Below are 15,251 nucleotides of genomic sequence, written 5' to 3'. Positions count from 1 at the left end.
TTGTTCATGCCCGGACCCCGGCGCTGTACCTTTGCGCGAGCCCGGATCGGTTCATATCACGCCTGTTGTTGTCGCACACTCTCGCCATTTGACAGGCTCAGGGCGCGGGCAGCGCCTTCATTCTTCGGTCGCCGACCGGAGCGCATTGCGGCAAGACCGCGCTTCCCTGCCGTCTGACACATCATGCCTGTACCCTCTGTGCGCAAAAGACTTGACGGAACAAAGGAGAAACATTTGCCCACATTGTCCTCATGTACCAATTGGTACAATGAATCATTGATGAATAACGGCGATGTGTTGAACGGACTGATTTTGATGATGATTGGCGGCGTGATCACCATAGGACTTATGTCCTACACGATCTGGAAAACGAATCTGATCTACGCTATTCTGATAACCTTGCTTCAGCTTGGCATCTCGCCCCTGCTCATCGTTTTTTTTTAATGGCGGGTCTGAAAGTATTAAGTGCTCTTCTTTCTCCGGTCGCCGAACCTGTCTCCATTGTCGATAGAGACTAAAGCGTTACATTGCTCACAATGCATGATCGGACGTGGGCTTCGGCAGGCTCAGCCTGCGCAGACGATCAGACGGTCAACGGACGCTTCAGGCATGATGGGGATCGCTCCAGATACAAAGGCGACGCCTCTGGCGTCAGAGGCGTCGCTCGATTGCCGCTCTGAGCGCGAGACGCCTACGACGAACTGGTGACAATGTACGGCGCAATCGCCTTCGCCAGGTTCGTCGTTGGCATTGTCTGCAACCAGACGCGCCCCGGTCCGCGCAGCGTCGTCAGGAACAATCCCTCGCCGCCGAGCAGGATGTTCTTGAACCCCTTCACTATCTCGATGTCGAACTCCACCGTCGGCTCATACATCGCCACATGCCCGGTGTCCACCTTCAACACCTGCCCCGGATCGAGCGTGTACTCGACAATTTCGCCGTCCAGACAGACGAACGCTATTCCCGGACCGGTCAACTTCTGCATGATGAACCCTTCGCCGCCGAAGAACCCTGCGCCCATGCGCTTGTGGAAGTGAATGTCGAGCGTCACAGTCTTTTCGGCGCAGAGGAATGCCTGCTTCTGGACGATCATCATCTGCCCTTCGGCAAGCGCTACCGGCACAATTTTGCCGGGGAAGTCGGACGCGAAGGCGATGATCCCTTTGCCGCCAACGGAGGTGAACTCATTGAGGAACAGGCTTTCGCCGGAGATGGCGCGCTTGAACATGCCGCCAAGCCCGCCGCCGCGCGTATTGGTCGCCATCTGGATATTGCCCGACATCCACGACATCGCGCCCGATTCGGAGTAGACCGTCTCGCCGGGATCGAGTTCGAGGATCACTGCCTGCATGGTCGTCCCGATGATCTGGTACTCCATCCCGGTCACGCCGCGCCCGCGCGCAGTCACAACGGGATCGGGCAGGTCCAGGCGATTGCTGCCATAATCGGTCATGAGGGAAGCGCTCCTTTCCTGGTATTGTTCTGTTGCCGCGGCATACGCTTATAGCCCTCGACAAGGTAAGTGTATGCCAGGATGCACAGGTACGTCAAGAGGCGTTTTCAGGTTGATCTGCGCCTCTCTGTCGTTACCGCGTGCGTGGCGGTCCGGTGAAGAAGGTGAAGCGCTGATCGACGCCTTCGACATAGACGCATGCCTGCGGATCGAGACCGCTGAGGATTTCGATCGCCTGGTCGTTGCTCAACCCGACGGTCACGTCCCGTGCCTCAAGTTCGGGGTGCGCTGGACGCTGCTCCGGCGGCGCCGCACATAACCCCGGATCACGCACCACATCGACGATCAGGCGCCCGCGGTCGCTGCGCACGGCGCGGCGCGGTACAAGCAGCGCATTCTCGCGCTCCGCGACCACGATGTCGGCGCCAACCGACATACCGGCGCGCACCCGCGGGTCGGTGTTGGGGATGCCGATCCGCACCTGGTATGATGTGACCGCAGCCTGCGGCAACGCCAGCGGGCTGATTGTCTCGACCGTCGCCGCCAGCGTCACCTCCGGCAGCGCATCGAGCGTCAGCGTCACCGGTTGGCCGATGCTCACCCGTGTGATATCGATCTCATCCACGGTCACATCGACGTAGAAACGCTCCAGATTAGCGAGGACAATTGCCGGACGACCCGGCGTCGGCGCTTCGCCGATTTTCAGGTTGACCTCGGCAACAACGCCGTTGAACGGCGCCTTGAGCACTGCTTCGTCGAGCGTCAGTCGCGCCAGATCGCGTGCAGCGCGCGCGCCATCGACCTGCGCCTGGGTTGCCGCCAGGTCAACAGAGCGCGGATCGGCGCGCAGGCGCTCAAGGTTGGCCTTTGCCGCTTCGTAGGCGGCGCGCGCCGCTTCGAGTTGACCGCCGCGCTGATCGCCGCGCATCCGGTCGAGCGCCGCACGGGCGCTTGCGACCTGCGCGCGCGCCGCTGCCAGTACATCCGGCTCAGGGGTGGCAAAGAGGAGATCGCGGTTGGCGCGCGCGACTGCCAGTTGTCCTTCGGCGAGTTCGACGCCGTTCGCCTCCGCCAAGCGTGCATTGTCGTAATTCACCTGCGCCTGGGCAACCGCGTTTTCCGCGCTGCGCAATGTCGCTTCCGCCTGGACGAACGCATCGTAGTACTGCTGGCGTTGCGAGTCGTTCAGGATGTTCGGGCGCGTCTGCCCTGGACGGTTCGGGTCCGCCACCGTGCGCACAATCGGGTCGGCACCGGTTTCGCGCACATACTCCCAGTTCTGTTTCGCCGTCGAGTAGCGCGATTGCGCCTGTGTCAACTGGTTGACCGCCTGCTCCAGTTGAATCTGGGCGTTGGTCTTGGCGGTGGAGAGTTGAGAGCGCTGGCGTTCCAGGTTCAGTTCCGCCTCGCGGATGCGCGCTTCGGCTGTCTGAACGTCCGATTCGCGCGGGCCATTGAGCAGTTGGTTGAGGCGCGCCTCCGCCTGCCGGAGTTGCTCCTCGGCGGCGCGCATATCCGCTGTTGTCACACTCCCTTCCACCTGCCGCAACTGTCCGGCGGCCTGTGCGAGTTGCGCTTCGGCGGCGGCGATCTCGGCAGGCGATGGACCGGCAAGCAGACGGTCGAGGTTCGCCTGCGCCTGGGCAAGTTGCGCCTCCGCCTGAGCGAGACGCAGTTCCAGTTCGCGCGTGTCGAGCCGCGCCAGCGGCTGACCTTTCTCCACCGTATCGCCGGGGCGCGCCAGCACCTCAGCGACTCGCCCGGTCACGGCAAAACTGAGATTGACCGTCTGAACAGGGGCGATCTGTCCGGTCGCATTGACTGTTGCAATCAGGGTATCAACCCGCGGGTTGACCAGTCCGTAGCTACGCACCGGCGTCTGTTGCCCGCCGCGAAAGAAGAAGACTGCGGCAGCGCACGCTGCCACGATAAGCACAAGTCCAATTGCAGTGATAAGGGCGCGCCGGGTGATTCCGCGACGCGCAGAGGTTGCAGACATGATGTTCCTCGACAATCCTGGCGCAATGCATGATAGGAATCCGATCGGTAGCGCCTTCATCGGCGCTGCCCATGAGCGGGCGGCTATGCGAGAAATCGCCGTGTGACGTGTGTTTGGAGAGGGGAGGGCATTGCCTTCGCCTCCCCGACGATCTTTTCCAAGACAGGCTCTTAAGGATAGGAAGATAAACCGAATATGAGACAATCTCGTGATTGGCGTTGGCTGAGCCTGTCGAAGCCAACGCCAACCGCGTCACAGGTGCAAGCGTGTTTGTCCGGGTTTCGACTGATTTTCCTGCTATTCGTATTGCCGGCATCAGACCTGATCAAAGACCGACGCCGTTTCAGCCACAAGGGTTGCCAGATCGGCAATGAGCGCAGGCGCGGCGTTGGGGATGGCAGCGCGCGCATAGTTCAACCCAAGCGCCGCAGCGCGCTCCGCCATGCGCACATCGAGTTCGTAGCACACTTCGACATTATCGTAGACGCTATTGATCGGCACTGCCAGCACATGCCCGAATCCGGCGCGGGCGATTTCTTCCAGCGCTGTCAACGTATCAGGACCCAGCCACTGTCCCGGGCCTTCCGCGCCGTAGTACGCCAGATACCCGGCAGCACAGCCGAGTGTGGCGACCAATCGTTGCATCATCCGGCGCAGTCGCCATTGATAGTCGGTTTCGGGCTTGCGTGCGCTTTCGGCAACACTGTGGGCAATAGCGAGCAGCGCCACGTGGCCGCGTTCATTCCCGACAAGACGATCCAGCGCAATAACGGCATTTGTCGTCAGCACCGACAAATACCCTGGCAGATCGGGCCATTCCGCAATCAGGCGCAGATGTACCGGGCGCTCCAGGCTCTCCTGAGCGCGGTCGAGCGTGTTCTGGCAACTGTGCAGGCTCATCTGCGAGGCGACCGGGCTGAGCGGCAGCGCCACAACACGCTGCACGCCCGCCCGAACGAGGTGCGCAAGCGCATCTGCAACGGTTGGATGCCAGTGGCGCGCGCCGACGACGACCTGAAAACGCGAAGCATAGCGTTGTGTTAGTTCGTCGGCGAGCGCCGCCGCCAGATGTCTGGCGGCGGAGTCGCCGCTTGTGCCGCTCCACACACGCTGGCAGCGCTCGCGCATAGAAGCGACGTCCTCCGGCGAAGGCGGATAACCGTGGTAGTGGGCCGTCAGGTATGGGACAACATCGGCGAGCGTCGCCGGTTCTCCGTACTCCATCACCAGCACGCCGATCGGCGGCAATCTATCAGGCGTCATGGTTGACCTCGTTGCTTTGGAGGTCATTATAGCAGGTTTGCGACGGCAATCGCTACTCAACCGTCACACTTTTCGCCAGGTTGCGTGGCTGATCCACGTCGCACCCGCGATGGACGGCCATGTGATAGGCGATCAGTTGCATCGGGATGCTGGTGAGCACCGGCGTCAGCAGCGGCAGCGTGTGTGGAACCTCGATGATGTAGTCCGCTTTCGACGCGATCAGTTCGTCGCCCTCGGTTGCAATGGCGATAACATGCCCGCCGCGTGCGCGCACCTGCTCGATGTTCGAGATCATTTTCTCATAGACGCCGTCGCGCATGGCGATGCACACCACCGGCAGATCGCGGTCGATCAATGCAATCGGGCCGTGCTTCATTTCACCTGCCGGATATCCTTCGGCGTGAATGTAACTGATCTCTTTCAGTTTCAGCGCGCCTTCCAATGCGACCGGATAATTCACCTGCCTGCCCAGGTAGAGCGCATCATGGGCGCTATGGTACCGCTCCGCCAGTTCTTCGTAGATGGCCTGGCGTTCCAGAATACGTTCAACCTTGCCGGGCAGTTCGATGAGCGCCTGGATGTACCGGCGCACCTCATCGGCAGAGAGCACGCCGCGTACCGCGCCCAACCGCAGCGCCAGCAAAAACGACGCTATCAGCATTGTGGTGAACGCCTTGGTCGAAGCGACGCCGATTTCAGGACCGGCGTGCAGGTAGATCGCCCCGCCGTCTGCCAGCCGCGCCGCCTGGCTCCCGACGGCGTTGACGATGGCGATGCTCTTTGCCTGCTGCTGTCGCGCCGCTTCCATTGCTGCCAATGTATCGACCGTCTCACCGCTCTGGGTAATCGCCAGCACTGCGGTGCGCTCGCCGATCAGCGGGTTGCGGTAGCGGAACTCAGAGCCGTAATCAACCTCCACGCGCAATCGCGCCAGTGCTTCGATAGCAAATTTCGCAATCAGCGCTGCGTGCCATGCGGTGCCGCAGCCAACGGCATAGATCCGATCAAGCCGACGCAACTGCTGCTCATCGAAGGTCAATTCATCGAGCAGCACGGCGCCGTGGTCGAGATCGATCCGTCCGCGCAGCACATCGGTCAGCGCGCGCGGCTGCTCGAAGATTTCCTTTTGCATGAAATGCTTGTAGTCGCCTTTGGCAGCGGAAACCGGGTCCCATGGGATGCTCATCAGAGTGCGGACAACCGGCGTTCCATCGAGCCGCGAGATCGTTGCGCCGCCAGCGTCGATCACTGCAATCTCGCGGTCGTCGAGGAACACCACGCGGCGAGTGTAATCGAGGATCGCCGGCACATCGGAGGCAACGAACATCTCATCATCGCCCGCACCGATCACAATGCCTCCGGCATGCCCCAGGCGCGCGGCAACGATCCTCCCTGGCTCACGGCGCGTCATCGCCACAATCGCATTGCCGCCGCGCAGTTCGGCAAGGGTGCGGCGCATCGCCTGTTCGAGCGATCCGGTCTCATCGTAGTATTCGCCCAGCAATCGGGCGATGACTTCGGTATCGGTTTGCGAAGCGAACTGATGCCCGTGGGCAATCAGTCGTTCTTTCAACTCGAGATAGTTCTCAACGATTCCGTTCTGAATGACGACGATCTCGCCCGATGCGTCGCGATGCGGATGGGCATTCTCCTCAGTGACGCCGCCGTGCGTCGCCCAGCGGGTATGACCAATGCCGCAACGCCCGTTGACCGGATGCTCGCGCAACTGCGCTGCCAGATTCATGAGTTTGCCAACACTGCGCCGCAATTGCAGACGCTGTCCATCGTCAACTGCAATGCCAGCCGAGTCGTAGCCGCGATATTCGAGCCGTCCCAGACCGTGCAGCAGCACCTCGCTGGCGTCGCGCGGTCCGATATATCCAACGATTCCGCACATGAGTGGTTTCCTTTCACAATAAGAAGTGCAGTCATCTCGCCTGCCGCAGTGCCGTTCCTGCCCTGGGCGCGCAGGCGACCCGCCTGCATCGCAAACCTGGAAGCGCAGGCGTCCCGCCCGCACGGGCGCGCGGTCGTCTGGCTCGCCGCAGCGCCGCCTCCGGGAGCGCAGGCGTCCGGCTCGCTGCAGCGTCGTCCCGGAAGCGCAGCATCTCGCCCGCACGGATCGCAGGCGACCCGCCTGCATGGATTGCGGGCAGCTCGCCGACCACAGCGCTACCCTGGCAGCGCAGGCGTCTCGCCTGCATCGCACGCGCCCCACCTGGACGCGCAGGCGTCTGGCTCGCTGCAGCGCCGCTTTCGGGAGCGCAGGCGTCTCGCCTGCATGGAATCGCAGGCATTGTGCCCGCCGCATTGCTGAGTCTTCGCCGAACCCCGTCCTGAGCAACCGGCGAAGTCACTTAACCCGCGTGTGGACAGTTAGCAAGCCGGGCAGGTTCACGCCTCGCGCCAACCCTCCGCAGACTTGACGGATGTTAACGGCGCCCGCCTGTGTGGGGCGTACACAGGGCAAGGTGCCGCATAGTAGGAAGGTGCTCGCTACGCTCCATTTGCGCCACCCGTCGCCGGATGGGTTTGCTGGAGCGCTCACAGGCGGCTGCACGCCTGGGAGGCATCCGCTGATCTCTCGATGTTCCGCCGATAGCATCGGCGTTAGCCCTGTCGCGCGACAGGGAACCTCCGCCTCGTCAACTGCGGGGTATCCATCCCGCAGCCCATGCGCTGCTCAACGACCGTTGACGTCCTCATCACCTCCTGAAGCCCCTGCACGACTTTCCTGCCGAAAGCATACGCCAGACTGCGCCTTGCGTCAAGATGCGGCAGATTTACAGTTCTTTCAGATACAGATCATCACGGCGTTCATAAAATACCACCCCTGTACGCCGGATTTCTTCGCGCACCTCTGAATCGCTAATCAGATTGAAGAGCGACAGATCAAATGTATACGGCAGCAGCAGATCATCAAGTTCATCCTTGAGTCCACGGCACAAAGGCTTAACCACCAAGGACACGAAGCGCACGAAGGTGAATACACATGAAGTGCATTTCCTTGGCGTCCCTTTGTGACCTTCGTGGTTACCTTCGTGTTTAACAGCTTTTTGCAGTGAAGTCATCCATGATTTTCCCCAAAACAGAAAGATCCAGCTCATCGCCGCCAATCAGCGTCAGGATCGATATCGGCCCCGATTTTGCAGTTCCCACGTGCGCGTGAGCCGTAGAGCACCGCTTTTTGCACCTGTGGATAATGGGCAAGAACACTGCCAGCACATGCCATGCCAGTTCGTGGGTGAACTCGAATGCCTGGATCAGCCCCTGCTCTTCGAGCCTGGAAAGAGGACGCTCGGCGGCGAGATCCACCGCTTCGCGCAGCCGCGATAAGGCTTTCCTGAAACGACTCAGCCGCTGTCTCAGGCGAGCATCCGGCGCACTCATAACCGATCCCCCGAACCGGTAGCAAGAACATGCTGGCGCTCTATAGATATGCTGGCGTAGTACCATACCGGACGATGCGTTTCAATCTGCACGTATCTGGACTCGCACAGATCGACGGCTTTGCCTTACCGCTTCTGACGCCGACTCTCCGCGCGTGTACTGCGATATGGTACGATACGGTGTAAAGGAAACCGTCCAACCCACTCGAACTGAATTCAGGGAGCGAATGCATGTCCGGCAGGCTTGCCCGCCGTGTGGCGGATTTTGGCACGACGATTTTCACCGAAATGAGTGCGCTGGCGCTCGAGCGCAGCGCGATCAATCTGGGCCAGGGCTTCCCCGATTTTCCGGGCCCGGCTTTTGTGAAAGACGCAGCCGCCGCAGCGATCAGCGCCGACATTAACCAATACGCACCGATGCCCGGCCTCCCCCGCCTGCGGCAGGCGGTTGCCGCACAGTGGGAACGCGACTATGGGCGCGCGGTGGACTGGCAGCGCGAAGTGACGATCACCAGCGGCGCGACGGAGGCGCTCTGTGATGCAATGCTGGCGCTTCTTGATCCGGGAGACGGCGTCATCATTTTCGAGCCGGCATACGACGCCTATGTGCCCGACATTACGCTGGCAGGCGGTACGCCGCTGCCGGTGCGCCTCTATCCGCCGGATGCCGATCACATGGCCTGGTGGTTCGATCCGGCGGAACTGCGCGCCGCCTTCGCACGTAAACCGGCGCTCGTTATTCTCAACACGCCGCACAATCCAACCGGCAAAGTCTTTACCCGCGCCGAACTTGAACTCATCGCCGGTCTCTGCCAGGAGCACAACACCATCGCCGTCACCGACGAAGTGTACGACCGGCTGGTGTTCGATGGCGCGACGCATATTCCACTGGCGACGCTTCCCGGCATGTGGGAGCGCACGTTAACGCTGAACAGCGCCGGCAAGACCTTCAGCGTCACCGGCTGGAAGATCGGATATGCGGTAGGACCGGCGCACCTGAACCAGGCCCTGCGCCAGGCGCACCAATGGGTCACTTTCGCCACATCGTCGCCGTTGCAGGAAGCGATTGCGACGGCGCTCGAACAGGCGCCGGTCAATGGCTACTACCGCGATCTCTTGCGCGAATACGGCGAACGGCGAGAGCGGCTGGCACAGGCGCTTGCAATGGCTGGATTGCCAGTGCTGCCAGTTGAGGGCGCCTATTTCATTTCTGCCGACATCAGCGCCATCGGCTGGACCGATGACCGCGCTTTTTGCCGCTGGCTGACGACCGACATCGGCGTGGCCGCGATCCCCACGTCGGCGTTCTACCGTGATCCGGCGGGCGCGCCGTGCCTGGCGCGTTTCTGCTTCGCCAAGCGTCTGGAGACCATCGATGCCGCCGCAGAGCGCCTGGCGCGGCTAGGCGCCCATCTATGACAGGGTGATACACCGGCAACGTATGTGGATGTTGAAACAGTAAAACAATCATGAACGTCTAACCAATGCCAGGAGCAAAATGAGGAGGGACATGCTTATGCGCGTTGTGCGCATCCTGATACTGACAACCGATGCAGGGAGCGGACATCGCAGCGCTGCGCAAGCGATCGAAGCGGCACTGCTCCATACCTATCGTCATAGCGTGCAGGTCGCTATTGCCAACCCGCTGCACGAGCCGTCAAGTCCATCGCTGTTCCGTCATGCAGAAGCATTCTATTTATCGACGATGCACCACGCGCCAGAGCGGTATGATCGAGCGCACACGCTGACCGATGCTGCGGCATATGCTGCATTGCTGCGCCACGCGATGCGTCTGGCGATTGGCGATGCGTTGCACCGCCTGCTGGTGCGTCACGCGCCCGATATTGTCATCAGTGTGTATCCGCTCTTTACGGCACTGGTTGCCGACGCCTATCGGAGCGCACGCGGGTGTCCCGGTCTGGTCACGGTTGTTACCGATCTGGGGCATGTGCATCATGCGTGGTTCTCTCCGGTGGATGATCTGTGTATCGTTCCAAATGCACAGGTACGCACTCGCGCGTTGAGTTGCGGGTTGAACCCGGAGCAGGTGCATATTGTCGGGATTCCGGTGCATCCCCGATTTGCAGCACAGCGCAATCCACCCAATCATGTGCGGCGCGATCTGGGATGGCGCACCGATCTGGTGACGGTGCTGATCTCCGGCGGCGGCGCGGGGGTCGGTCCGCTGGCAGAACTGGCAATCGCCGCCGATGAAGCGTGCCAGAACCTTCAGATTGTGGTGATCGCCGGTCGCAATAGTGATCTTGTCGCCAGGTTGCGCGCGCGCGACTGGAAAAATCCGACGCACATCTACGGTTTTGTGCCGCTGGCGGATATGATGTACGCGGCAGACATCATTGCGACCAAAGCGGGCGGTTTGAGCGTCAGTGAGGCGCTGGCAGTCGGGCGTCCGCTTTTGATCTACGGTGCAGCGCCAGGTCAGGAAGCGGGCAACCTGGAGTATGTCGTGCGACGTGGCGCCGCGCAGTACACGCCGGATGCTCGACACTTCGTCGCTGCCCTTCAGCGCTGGATTGATCGTCCGGAAACGCGGCGGGCGGCAGCAGACGCTGCTCGCGCGGCAGGGCGTCCGCTGGCGGCGTTCGAGATCGCCGATATGGTGTGGGACCTTGCGACATCGCGCACTGCGGCGCCGCGTCTGACGCCACGCCTGTCGTTGAGTGAGTGGTTGAGTTCGTGGCGGTAAGAGTAAAGGCGTTGCATTGCAACGCCTTTACCCGTGGAACCGACTCCTTAGAAGTCCATCCCACCGCCGCCAGGCATTGGCGCTGCTGGCTTCTCCTCTGGAATATCGGCAATCAATGCCTCGGTGGTCAGCAACAGACCGGCGATTGACACTGCGTTCTGCACTGCCGAGCGCGTCACCTTCACCGGGTCGATAATACCCATCTCGATCATGCTGCCAAACTCACCGGTGAGCACATTGTAGCCGATATTCTTATCGTTCTTCTCCTTCTGGAGGCGGCGCACGGTATCGATGATCACCGCGCCATCTTCACCGGCGTTGCGCGCCAGCTGACGCATTGGTTCCTCGAGCGCACGGCGCAGGATCTGCACGCCATACTTCTCATCCTCATACGTCACCTGAACGCGATCGAGCGCCGGGATTGCCGTGAGCAGCGCCACGCCGCCGCCCGGCACGATGCCCTCTTCGACCGCCGAGCGCGCCGTTGAGAGCGCATCCTCGACGCGGTGCTTCTTCTCTTTCAACTCCGGCTCGGTTGCGGCGCCGACCTTCAGCACAGCCACGCCACCCGCCAGCTTCGCCAGACGCTCCTGCAACTTCTCACGATCGAAGTCGCTGGTCGTCGTCTCGATCTGCGCGCGAATCTGCTCGATGCGAGCGCGGATCGCACGCTCATCGCCACGCCCTTCGATGAACGTGGTGTTGTCCTTGTCCGACACGACACGGCGCGCGCGGCCCAGGTCTTCGATCGTGGCGCTGTCGAGCTTGCGACCGATCTCTTCCGAAATGAGCGTACCACCGGTCAGAATGGCGATGTCCTGCAGCATCGCCTTGCGGCGATCGCCAAACCCGGGCGCCTTCACCGCCAGTGCGTTGATCGTGCCGCGCAGTTTGTTGACGACCAGAGTCGCCAGCGCCTCGCCATCGACATCCTCAGCAATGATCACCAGGTTCTTGGTGACCTGCAACGCCTTCTCGAGCACCGGCAGAATGTCCTGGATGCTGCTGATCTTCTTGTCGGTAATCAGGATGTAGGGGTCTTCGAGTTCGGCTTCCATTCGCTCGGGGTTGGTGACGAAGTAGGGCGAGATGTAGCCGCGGTCGATCTGCATGCCTTCGGTATATTCCTTCTCGAAGGCGATGCCCTTGCTCTCCTCGACGGTAATCACGCCATCTTTGCCGACCTTCTCCATCACCTCGGCGATCAGATCGCCAATCTCGCTATCGGCGGCGGAAATAGCCGCAACGTGCGCAATGTCGGCGCGGTCGCGCACCGGAATGGCGGCGCTCTTCAACTCGGCGACGACCGCCTCGACCGCCTTGTCAAGACCGCGCTTGATCAGCATGGGATTGGCGCCGGCAGCAACCATCTTCAAGCCCTCATTGACGATCGACTGCGCCAGCACGGTCGCTGTCGTCGTTCCGTCACCGACGACATCGTTGGTCTTGGTGGCGACTTCGACCAGCAGGCGTGCGCCCATATTCTCGAAGGGGTCCTTCAGTTCGATCTCTTTGGCGACGGTCACCCCGTCATGGGTCACCGTTGGTGCGCCGAACTTCTTATCGATCGATACGTTGCGCCCGCGTGGTCCGAGCGTCGTCTTGACGGCGTCGGCAACAATATCGACGCCACGCTTGAGCGCGCGGCGCGCTTCTTCGTTGAAATACAACTGCTTTGGCATGGGAGTCCTGTCCTCCTGATCAGACGGAATACAGTGTGACGACTATGCGATAGAAACAGCATCACTCCTGGATAATGCCCAGGATATCCTTTTCCGACAGAATGAGATACTCGACGTCGTCAACCTTGAATTCGGTGCCGCTGTACTTGGCGAAAATGACGCGGTCGCCCGGCTTGACGTTCATCGGGATGCGCTTGCCGTTGTCATCAATGCGCCCCTCGCCAACCGCCAGAACCGTGCCTTCCATGGGGCGCTCTTTGCTCGCCGTATCCGGCAAGTAGATGCCGCCCTTGGTCTTCTCCTCACGCTCGACCGGCTTGACAACTACACGATCGGCGAGCGGCCGGATGCGGAAATCCGTACCCATATCCGTGTAACCTCCTTCAACAGTGTGCCGTATGCAGAGAATTGAAGCGGTTAGCACTCTTTTGTTGAGAGTGCTAGCCGCTTTCTATACTAACGAAATCGGTTGTGTTTGTCAAGTCCTATTTTAGCACTCACCGGGCGAGAGTGCCAGTAGACATAACATGCCTCGAATGCGCTGCGTCATACTGTACTATGCAGAAAGACACACTCATGCTACAATCGTAGTGAACCCCGTTTCGACATGTGCGGTTATGCGGGATGTCACTGCAAAGGAGGCTGCGGATGCGTCTCGAACGAAATCTGGGAATGGACCTGGTGCGCTGCACTGAAGCGGCGGCGTTACGCGCCGCCCGCCTCATGGGTCGTGGCGACAAGAATGCCGCCGATCAGGCGGCGGTCGATGCAATGCGCTTTGCGCTCGACGCGGTGCCGATGGATGGCGTGGTGGTGATCGGCGAAGGAGAAAAGGACGAAGCGCCGATGCTCTATATCGGCGAGAAGGTGGGTACCGGCGATCCGCCCGAAGTTGATATCGCCGTCGACCCTGTCGAGGGTACCACGCTGCTCGCCGAGGGCATGCCAGGTGCGATTGCCGTGGTTGCGGTTGCCGAGCGCGGTTCGCTCTATCACTGGTCAGGCATTGCCTATATGGACAAACTGGCGGTCGGACCGCAGGTGCGCGGCGCTATCGACATCAATGCGCCGGTTGCCGAGAACATTCAGAATGTTGCGCGGGCGCTCAAAAAGGAAGTCGAGGATATTACGGTCGTTGTGCTCGACCGGCCGCGCCACAAAGACCTGATCCGTCAGATCCGCGAGACGGGAGCGCGCATTAAGCTCATCCTGCACGGTGATGTATCCGCCGGCATTATGACCGCCATCGAGGACCCGCCTGCGGACATCCTCATGGGGATCGGGGGCGCGCCGGAAGCGGTGATTACCGCGTGCGCAATGAAGTGTATGGGTGGCGAGATCCAGTGCAAACTCTGGCCCCGAAACGACGACGAACGCGCCCTGGCGGTCGCCAACGGGATCGATCTGGAGCGTGTCTACCGCACGTCGGATCTCGTGCGCGGCGAGAATGTCTTCTTTGCCGCCACCGGCATCACCGACGGCGAGTTCCTGCGCGGGGTGCGCTATTTCAGCGGCGGCGCCCGCACCTACTCGGTTATCATGCGCGCCGTTTCGGGCACGGTGCGCTATATGGAGTCGCGCCACGACTGGGCGAAACTCATGCGTATTTCCGGCGTTGATTACGTCCATGCCCGGTAGCCGGCATTGAGCGTTGAATGGCGAACGTTCAACGCTCAACCCTCTCTCACAGTACTCCCACGTTCGAGTGATCTCCCAGCACCAGGCGGTACGCTTTCGGCTTGCGCGGTGAGCGGGTCACCTCGACGTGCCGCCCGATCAGGCTATCCTCCAGGCGATGCGGCAGATCACGGATGGTGCAGTGCTCCAGCACGATTGAATGTTCGATCTCGGCGCTCTCGATGAGGCAATGGTGATAGATCGAGGTGAAGGGCCCGATGTAGGCGTTGATAATGCGCGTATGTTCGCCAATGATCGCCGGTCCGCGAATGGTGCTGTTCACAACTTCCGCGCCTTTTTCGATGATGACCTTGCCGATCAGGTGCGAGTCGCGATCAACGAACCCTTCGACCGACGCTGGCATCTCCTCCAGGATTAAACGATTCGCTTCCAGCATGTCATCTTTTTTGCCGGTGTCGATCCACCAACCGTGGTGAATATAGGGGAAAACGCGCTGTCCGTGCTCCACCAGCCACTGGATCGCGTCGGTGATCTCCAATTCGCCGCGCCATGATGGCCGGATCGCTTCCACGGCATCCCAGATGCTCTCGTCGAACATATAGATGCCGACCAGCGCCAGGTCCGATGGCGGCTGACGCGGTTTTTCGATCAGCCGCACGATCTGCCCTCGTTCGTCGAGGACGGCAACGCCGTACTGTTCGGGTGAGGCGACTTGCTTGAGGACGATCTGCGCGTTAAAGTCGCTTGCGCCGAACTGCTGAAGCAATGGTGCAATCCCTCCCTGGATGCAGTTATCGCCTAGGAACATGACAAATCGATCCGATCCCAGAAATCCGCGCGAGATCTTGACGGCGTGAGCCAGACCGAGCGGTTCGTCCTGTTCGATGTAGGTGATCCGCACCCCCCACCGACTGCCATCGCCGACGGCAGCGCGCACTTCGGGTCCGGTGCTGCCGATGACCACGCCAATTTCTTCGACGCCGGCATCGCGGATCGTCTCGATCACGCGGAAGAGTACCGGTTTGTTGGCGACCGGCACCAGTTGCTTGGCGCTGGTATAGGTGATGGGGCGCAGGCGGGTTCCTTTGCCGCCGCTGAGAACCAGTCCTTTCATACGCCT

General features: G+C 61.0%; 13 protein-coding genes. 4 read left to right on the top strand and 9 right to left on the bottom strand.

Features of this window, described 5'->3' with window-relative positions; all coding sequences use genetic code 11:
- Positions 1–279 precede the first annotated feature (279 nt).
- A complete protein-coding gene (locus AC3EA7_RS17780) occupies positions 280–444 on the top strand; it encodes a hypothetical protein (RefSeq protein WP_488615407.1) in 165 nt (54 codons plus the stop codon).
- Between the two features lie 247 nt (positions 445–691).
- Here the strand turns inward: AC3EA7_RS17780 and AC3EA7_RS17775 are convergent, their stop codons facing one another.
- The 6 genes from AC3EA7_RS17775 to AC3EA7_RS17750 all read right to left on the bottom strand — a co-directional run bounded on the left by AC3EA7_RS17775 (position 692) and on the right by AC3EA7_RS17750 (position 8,105).
- On the bottom strand, positions 692–1,453 hold the full coding sequence (locus tag AC3EA7_RS17775; protein ID WP_488615406.1) for a TIGR00266 family protein: 762 nt from the start codon (positions 1,451–1,453) through the stop codon (positions 692–694).
- 133 nt (positions 1,454–1,586) lie between these two features.
- Complete coding sequence (locus tag AC3EA7_RS17770; RefSeq protein ID WP_488615405.1) at positions 1,587–3,452, bottom strand: efflux RND transporter periplasmic adaptor subunit; 1,866 nt, start codon at positions 3,450–3,452, stop codon at positions 1,587–1,589.
- A gap of 315 nt (positions 3,453–3,767) precedes the next feature.
- Complete coding sequence (gene hemH, locus AC3EA7_RS17765) at positions 3,768–4,715, bottom strand: ferrochelatase (protein ID WP_488615404.1); 948 nt, start codon at positions 4,713–4,715, stop codon at positions 3,768–3,770.
- A 52-nt stretch (positions 4,716–4,767) separates the two neighbouring features.
- Positions 4,768–6,612 carry a glutamine--fructose-6-phosphate transaminase (isomerizing) gene (glmS, locus tag AC3EA7_RS17760; protein ID WP_488615403.1) on the bottom strand — a complete coding sequence of 615 codons (1,845 nt, stop codon included), beginning with the start codon at positions 6,610–6,612 and terminating at the stop codon, positions 4,768–4,770.
- Between the two features lie 886 nt (positions 6,613–7,498).
- Positions 7,499–7,663 (bottom strand): hypothetical protein, encoded by a 165-nt coding sequence (locus tag AC3EA7_RS17755; RefSeq protein ID WP_488615402.1) that lies wholly within the window; start codon positions 7,661–7,663, stop codon positions 7,499–7,501.
- A 97-nt stretch (positions 7,664–7,760) separates the two neighbouring features.
- Complete coding sequence (locus tag AC3EA7_RS17750; RefSeq protein WP_488615401.1) at positions 7,761–8,105, bottom strand: nucleotidyltransferase substrate binding protein; 345 nt, start codon at positions 8,103–8,105, stop codon at positions 7,761–7,763.
- A 230-nt stretch (positions 8,106–8,335) separates the two neighbouring features.
- Between AC3EA7_RS17750 and AC3EA7_RS17745 the strand changes: the two genes are divergently transcribed.
- Both AC3EA7_RS17745 and AC3EA7_RS17740 read left to right on the top strand, forming a co-directional pair.
- A complete protein-coding gene (locus tag AC3EA7_RS17745; protein WP_488615400.1) occupies positions 8,336–9,523 on the top strand; it encodes a methionine aminotransferase in 1,188 nt (395 codons plus the stop codon).
- A gap of 91 nt (positions 9,524–9,614) precedes the next feature.
- A complete protein-coding gene (locus AC3EA7_RS17740; RefSeq protein ID WP_488615399.1) occupies positions 9,615–10,811 on the top strand; it encodes an MGDG synthase family glycosyltransferase in 1,197 nt (398 codons plus the stop codon).
- 47 nt (positions 10,812–10,858) lie between these two features.
- Here the strand turns inward: AC3EA7_RS17740 and groL are convergent, their stop codons facing one another.
- Both groL and groES read right to left on the bottom strand, forming a co-directional pair.
- Complete coding sequence (gene groL / locus AC3EA7_RS17735; protein ID WP_488615398.1) at positions 10,859–12,493, bottom strand: chaperonin GroEL; 1,635 nt, start codon at positions 12,491–12,493, stop codon at positions 10,859–10,861.
- A gap of 61 nt (positions 12,494–12,554) precedes the next feature.
- Complete coding sequence (gene groES, locus AC3EA7_RS17730) at positions 12,555–12,860, bottom strand: co-chaperone GroES (RefSeq protein WP_011958811.1); 306 nt, start codon at positions 12,858–12,860, stop codon at positions 12,555–12,557.
- A 281-nt stretch (positions 12,861–13,141) separates the two neighbouring features.
- Here groES and glpX point away from each other — a divergent pair, with 281 nt between their 5' ends.
- Positions 13,142–14,131, top strand: a complete 990-nt coding sequence (glpX, locus tag AC3EA7_RS17725; RefSeq protein WP_488615397.1) for a class II fructose-bisphosphatase — start codon at positions 13,142–13,144, stop codon at positions 14,129–14,131.
- A gap of 46 nt (positions 14,132–14,177) precedes the next feature.
- Here the strand turns inward: glpX and AC3EA7_RS17720 are convergent, their stop codons facing one another.
- Positions 14,178–15,245: a glucose-1-phosphate thymidylyltransferase gene (locus AC3EA7_RS17720; protein ID WP_488615396.1), complete on the bottom strand. Its 1,068-nt coding sequence runs from the start codon at positions 15,243–15,245 to the stop codon at positions 14,178–14,180.
- Positions 15,246–15,251 lie beyond the last annotated feature (6 nt).

This window comes from Roseiflexus sp. (genome assembly GCF_057785375.1).
Note: the sequence above shows the minus strand (reverse complement) of the source record. Positions and strands in the feature narration are given on the sequence as shown.

Coding starts and splice junctions, on each gene's coding strand:
- glmS (WP_488615403.1), bottom strand. CDS start 6,612: ATGTGCGGAATCGTTGGATATATCGGACCGCGCGACGCCAGCGAGGTG.
- AC3EA7_RS17740 (WP_488615399.1), top strand. CDS start 9,615: ATGCTTATGCGCGTTGTGCGCATCCTGATACTGACAACCGATGCAGGG.
- AC3EA7_RS17720 (WP_488615396.1), bottom strand. CDS start 15,245: ATGAAAGGACTGGTTCTCAGCGGCGGCAAAGGAACCCGCCTGCGCCCC.
- AC3EA7_RS17745 (WP_488615400.1), top strand. CDS start 8,336: ATGTCCGGCAGGCTTGCCCGCCGTGTGGCGGATTTTGGCACGACGATT.
- glpX (WP_488615397.1), top strand. CDS start 13,142: ATGCGTCTCGAACGAAATCTGGGAATGGACCTGGTGCGCTGCACTGAA.
- groL (WP_488615398.1), bottom strand. CDS start 12,493: ATGCCAAAGCAGTTGTATTTCAACGAAGAAGCGCGCCGCGCGCTCAAG.
- AC3EA7_RS17780 (WP_488615407.1), top strand. CDS start 280: ATGAATAACGGCGATGTGTTGAACGGACTGATTTTGATGATGATTGGC.
- hemH (WP_488615404.1), bottom strand. CDS start 4,715: ATGACGCCTGATAGATTGCCGCCGATCGGCGTGCTGGTGATGGAGTAC.
- AC3EA7_RS17775 (WP_488615406.1), bottom strand. CDS start 1,453: ATGACCGATTATGGCAGCAATCGCCTGGACCTGCCCGATCCCGTTGTG.
- AC3EA7_RS17750 (WP_488615401.1), bottom strand. CDS start 8,105: ATGAGTGCGCCGGATGCTCGCCTGAGACAGCGGCTGAGTCGTTTCAGG.
- AC3EA7_RS17770 (WP_488615405.1), bottom strand. CDS start 3,452: ATGTCTGCAACCTCTGCGCGTCGCGGAATCACCCGGCGCGCCCTTATC.
- groES (WP_011958811.1), bottom strand. CDS start 12,860: ATGGGTACGGATTTCCGCATCCGGCCGCTCGCCGATCGTGTAGTTGTC.